Annotated in this window: 4 protein-coding genes; 3 read left to right on the top strand and 1 reads right to left on the bottom strand. The window is 46.0% G+C overall.

The genetic code is table 11. The annotated features are described in order from the left end of the window. Window positions 1-246 precede the first annotated feature (246 nt). The 3 genes from recO (at window position 247) to PSE7429_RS21110 (ending at window position 4,031) form a co-directional block, all read left to right on the top strand. The gene (gene recO / locus PSE7429_RS21120; protein ID WP_009629402.1) at window positions 247-1,152 is read left to right on the top strand and encodes a DNA repair protein RecO; all 906 of its coding nucleotides are present in this window, start codon (window positions 247-249) and stop codon (window positions 1,150-1,152) included. Next, on the top strand, window positions 1,149-2,531 hold the full coding sequence (locus PSE7429_RS21115; protein WP_009629401.1) for an MFS transporter: 1,383 nt from the start codon (window positions 1,149-1,151) through the stop codon (window positions 2,529-2,531). The genes recO and PSE7429_RS21115 overlap by 4 nt, the downstream gene beginning before the upstream one ends. A gap of 108 nt (window positions 2,532-2,639) precedes the next feature. Then, window positions 2,640-4,031: an NAD-dependent malic enzyme gene (locus PSE7429_RS21110; protein WP_009629400.1), complete on the top strand. Its 1,392-nt coding sequence runs from the start codon at window positions 2,640-2,642 to the stop codon at window positions 4,029-4,031. A gap of 72 nt (window positions 4,032-4,103) precedes the next feature. Here the strand turns inward: PSE7429_RS21110 and PSE7429_RS21105 are convergent, their stop codons facing one another. After that, window positions 4,104-4,745, bottom strand: a complete 642-nt coding sequence (locus tag PSE7429_RS21105; protein ID WP_009629399.1) for a hypothetical protein — start codon at window positions 4,743-4,745, stop codon at window positions 4,104-4,106. Window positions 4,746-4,952 lie beyond the last annotated feature (207 nt).

Raw genomic sequence — 4,952 nt, 5'->3', positions numbered from 1 at the left:
AGGTTTTAGTTAGGACAAAATTAAAGCCCAAAAGAGGGTTTGCCGCGCTCCGCACGGCAAACCCTCTTTTGGGCTTTAACTGAAGTGTTGGTTCACCTCAGTGAATTGGTATAATCTATTGCGTGGAAGTTTGCAAGCTACCGCATAATATGCCACTGTTTTTATTTACTTTTTTAGTCACTATTTAGTCACTTTTTTAGTCACTTTTAGTTAATTTCTGCTACTTCTTGCCATTAGAGTTTCAAATTGCCTAAAGAATATCGCGCCACAGGAATTAACCTTAAAGGGATGCCCTTGGGAGAAAACGATCGCCTATTGACGATCCTCACTAAGGAGCATGGTTTGATTAGAGCCATAGCCGCAGGAGCCCGTAAGCATCGCTCTTCTATGGCAGGGCGATCGGGACTGTTTGTCGTCAATGACTTACAGATCTCGGTGGGGCGCAGTATGGAGCGCATTAAAAATGCCGAAGTGTTGCAATCTTTTGTGGGTTTAGGAAAAACTCTGGCGAAACTCACCGCCGCACAGTACCTATCGGAACTTGCTCTGATGCAGGCTTTATCCGCCCAGCCTCAAGAAGAACTGTTCTTGTTACTTGTCGAACATTTGGATCGGATTCAAACGGCTGAAGATCGGCATGTTTTGGCATGTCTAAACCACGGGATCTATCATCTACTGGCGATCGCGGGATTTGCCCCGCAAGTGCATAATTGTTGTATTACCCAAGTACCTGTGATCGCTAAGCGTGGAGTCCAGAAATGGAAAGCAGGATTTAGTATGGTTGGAGGAGGTGTCGTCGACCTCGATTATCTAGACTCCGATAATAGTAGCGATCTTGGTAGCGGTATTGGCATTAGTGATATTGGTAGTGGCGGTAATCCGCACCAAGGCGATCGCCTTGATAATAACCAAGAGAGAGGCGAGGGATTAATGCTAGAGTCTATCTACAACCGTATCAGCCATTATCTTACAGCCTCGGAATTGATGGCGATCCAAGAACTCGCACAAACTGATTTAGCGGATAATATTTTAGAAATACCCCCAAAGGATTGGCTCGCAGTTGAGAGACTGTTACGAGCCTATGCACAGTATCATTTTGATAGACCAATCCAGTCTTCGGCACTGATTGACAACTGTTTTTTTAACATATGACCCATTTATTCGATCCCCCTACACCAAATCTGCCAGAAGTTCCTGATTCCCATCATCCTGAGACGCATCACCATAAAGGCGAACCAGACGACATAGCAACCCCTGAATTGCCGCTCGATTCTCAATCTGTTCTTCGCAACCCTAATTTTTTATCACTATGGAGCGGGCAGGTTTTTTCCCAGATTGCCGACAAAATATTTTTAGTATTGGTCATTGCGATCGTTTCTACACAATTTCAGCATGAAGGCGAAACGATTAGCGGTTGGGTCTCCGCAGTGATGGTTTCATTTACAATTCCTGCAATTTTATTTGGCTCGATCGCTGGTGTATATGTCGATCGCTGGAATAAGAAAACAGTTTTAGTCAGTTCAAATATTCTACGTGGAGCTTTAGTGCTGAGTATTCCTCTTCTGCTCTGGGTCACGAAAAACAGTTTTTTGCCTTGGGGTGCGCCAACGGGTTTTTGGGGGTTATTATGTATTACTTTTCTAGTTTCTACCTTCACGCAATTCTTCACCCCAGCCGAACAGTCCGCGATCACCTTGGTGGTCGAGAAGCCTAAATTATTAGCTGCCAACTCCCTCTACACTACGACAATTATGGCAGCTTTAATTCTGGGCTTCGCTCTCGGCGAACCTTTGTTAGCCCTGTCCGATCATCTCCTACCAAAAATCGGTCAAGAAATCCTCGTAGGTGGTAGTTATTTAATAGCAGGGCTCATCCTGATCCTGTTGAAAACGGGTGAAACTAAAGAAGATCTGCACCGTGATAGTTTTCATCTTTGGAATGATATTAAGGAAGGTTTGCAATATCTCAAGGATAAAAAGACTTCACTATCGGCACTCATCCAGTTAATTTGTACTTTTTCAATTATTGCGGCTCTGACGGTTTTAGCGGTGCGTCTCGCCGAAGTCATGCCTGAAATTAAGTCGGAGCAATTTGGATTTTTATTAGCCGTGGCAAGTTTAGGTATGGCAATCGGAGCGGGGATTGTTGCCAAACTGGGCGATCGCTGTAGTCGGCAAACGCTCGCTTTGATTGGTTCGTTAGGTATGTCTGCTTTCTTGGGGATGTTAGCCGTGTTTAGCGATCGCTTTGGTTTGGGGCTAGTGGCGATCGCGGGGACGGGAATTTTTGCAGGTTTATGCGTTATTCCCATGCAGACTGTCATTCAAGAAGAAACTCCAGAGGATGTGCGCGGCAAGGTTTTTGGTTTGCAGAATAATGCTGTGAATATTGCCTTGAGCTTGCCCCTATCTGTGGCGGGCATTGCCGAATCCTATTTTGGTTTGCAGAAGGTGATTTTTGTACTCAGTGCGATCGCGCTGGCGACGGGACTGCTCACTTGGTATATCGCTCGCCAACTAGTTGAGCAGTAAAGCCTTAATTAAAATCGTGTGATTTGTAACTCAACACTAGCAAACAATCAGGTAACATTGCATAGAGTCAGTCTCGACCTGATGCTATGCAACTAATTACTCCTCACGATGCAACAACTAACACCTAATCCCAGCTTTAGCTTGACCATTCGCGTGCAACTCCTCAACCGCGCAGGAATGCTGTCTTCTGTTATCAGCGCTCTAGCTGAAGCAGGGGGGAACCTAGGACAGATCGACCTGATCCAACAGACGCGCAAAATTTCTGTCCGTGATATTACGGTAAATGCTTACAGCGCGGAGCATATGGATAAATTGATTGCTGTCGTGAAGGCAGTCCCCGAAATTCGCGTTTTGGATGTTTATGATCGCACGTTCCAAATTCACAAAGGTGGCAAGATCCATCTTGAATCTAAGGTTGCCGTCAAAGGTCAAGACGATCTGGCGATGGTCTATACCCCAGGGGTTGGTCGCGTGTGTATGGCGATCGCTGAAGACAAGCGCAAAGTTTATGACTACACCATCAAGTGCAATACAATTGCCGTAGTTACCGATGGTACGGCGGTTTTAGGACTAGGCGACATTGGACCTGAAGCAGCCATGCCCGTTATGGAAGGCAAGGCAATGCTCTTCAAACAATTCGCGGGACTAGATGCATTCCCCATCTGTTTGAATACCAAAGATGTCGATGAAATCGTCGAGACTGTAAAACGGATTGCACCTGCCTTTGGTGGAGTAAATCTGGAAGATATTAGCGCTCCTCGTTGCTTTGAAATCGAAAAGCGACTCAAGGAAGAATTGGATATTCCCGTCTATCATGACGATCAACATGGCACGGCAGTGGTGGTGGTGGCTGCCACAATTAACGCTCTCAAAGTCGTCGGTAAACCCATCGATACCGTTCGCATTGTGATGAATGGTGCTGGGGCATCGGGAATTGCAGTTGCTCGGCTGCTGCGTGAGGCAGGCGTAAAGCGAATCGCCATGTGTGACTCCAAAGGATGCATTAGTAAAGATCGCACCGATCTTACGGCGGAGAAATTAGAATTTGTCAGTGAAACATCGGGATCTCTGGCTGATGTCATCAAGGGGGCTGATATGTTTATTGGTTTGAGCGTGAAGGGTGCGCTCACCCCTGAAATGGTGAGAAGTATGGGCGCGGCTCCGATTGTCTTTGCTATGGCAAATCCCAATCCTGAGATCCAACCCGAACTTGTGGAAAATGATGTAGCTGTAATTGCGACAGGTCGCAGTGACTATGCCAACCAAATTAATAATGTGCTGGCTTTCCCCGGAATCTTCCGTGGGGCACTTGATGCCAGAGTCACCAAGATCACTACGCAGATGAATTTAGGGGCTGCTCAAGCGATCGCCTCCCTCGTTAGTAGTAGTGATCTTGCTCCTGACTTTATTATTCCCTCAGTATTCGATCCCCGTGTATCCCATGCCGTGGCTGCGGCTGTTCATGCTGTAGCGCGTCAACAAGGTATTGCTAACGCCTAGCTTGTCTAGATTGTATTGCCTAGGTTTCCTCGATTAAAGCCTAACCCTAAGGTCAGCAAACTATGCTTGTCCTTAGGGTTTTTCCATAGCAATAAATTCATCGACGAGATTGAGCAGTTTTTCGATCGCCACATTGAGATTGATCGATTTAACGGGAAATCCGTGGGCAACTCGATTTCTGATCTCATTTAAGGCGATCGCTCTCTCAAACTGGTCGATGGAGATCTCTGACTGATCGTAAAGGTGGTGAATCATCAAGATCGTGGGCAAGCGATCAATCGGGATCAAAGCTTGTCTCGCATGTCTTCGCATGAGGACTTCCGCAAATATCCATAGGGATAGGAAAGCAGGCTCATGCTCTCCGATCGAGATTAATTTGGCAATCCGTTCTTTACGATGCAAAATCTGCGATCGGGTCAATTTATCATCGGCGATATCTTCTTCCGCGATCGGGGTGGCATCTTCGCCCGTGATCAGCAAAAATCGCCAACCACTATGCTCGGCAACTCTTTGGGCAAGAGTGCGATAATGGGCAACTTCTAAGTTATTTGCCCTATCTTTAATTGCCACGATCAGCCCTTGACTCTCCGATATTTTGACCAGTAAATCAGGGCTATAGGCGTTTAAATTGAATGGTAGCTGATGAGCGTGAGGTTGGCGAATAACCTCATATCCCTGCGAGCTGTAGCATTCGACAACTTTTGTATGAATCAACCTTTTTGTACTTATAAAATCTGAACATATATAGTCATGAGGCCTTAAACTCTAGACAAAATTATGATAATTCAACCAATAGCAAGGCTATTGATTATTGCTTACGATATGGATGCACGGCATAAAGCGTCATTCATCCACACCATATAAGTAGCTGGGCATAATTAAAATCCAGATCTAAAACCTGCGGCGCACGCGCAGCGTGCG

Source organism: Pseudanabaena biceps PCC 7429, assembly GCF_000332215.1.
Lineage (GTDB): Bacteria > Cyanobacteriota > Cyanobacteriia > Pseudanabaenales > Pseudanabaenaceae > Pseudanabaena > Pseudanabaena biceps.
The sequence above is the reverse complement of the archived record's forward strand: the minus strand, read 5'-3'. Positions and strand labels throughout refer to the sequence as shown.

Excerpts from the sequence above, each read along its gene's own strand:
- PSE7429_RS21115 (WP_009629401.1), top strand. The coding sequence starts at position 1,149 with ATGACCCATTTATTCGATCCCCCTACACCAAATCTGCCAGAAGTTCCT.
- PSE7429_RS21110 (WP_009629400.1), top strand. The coding sequence starts at position 2,640 with ATGCAACAACTAACACCTAATCCCAGCTTTAGCTTGACCATTCGCGTG.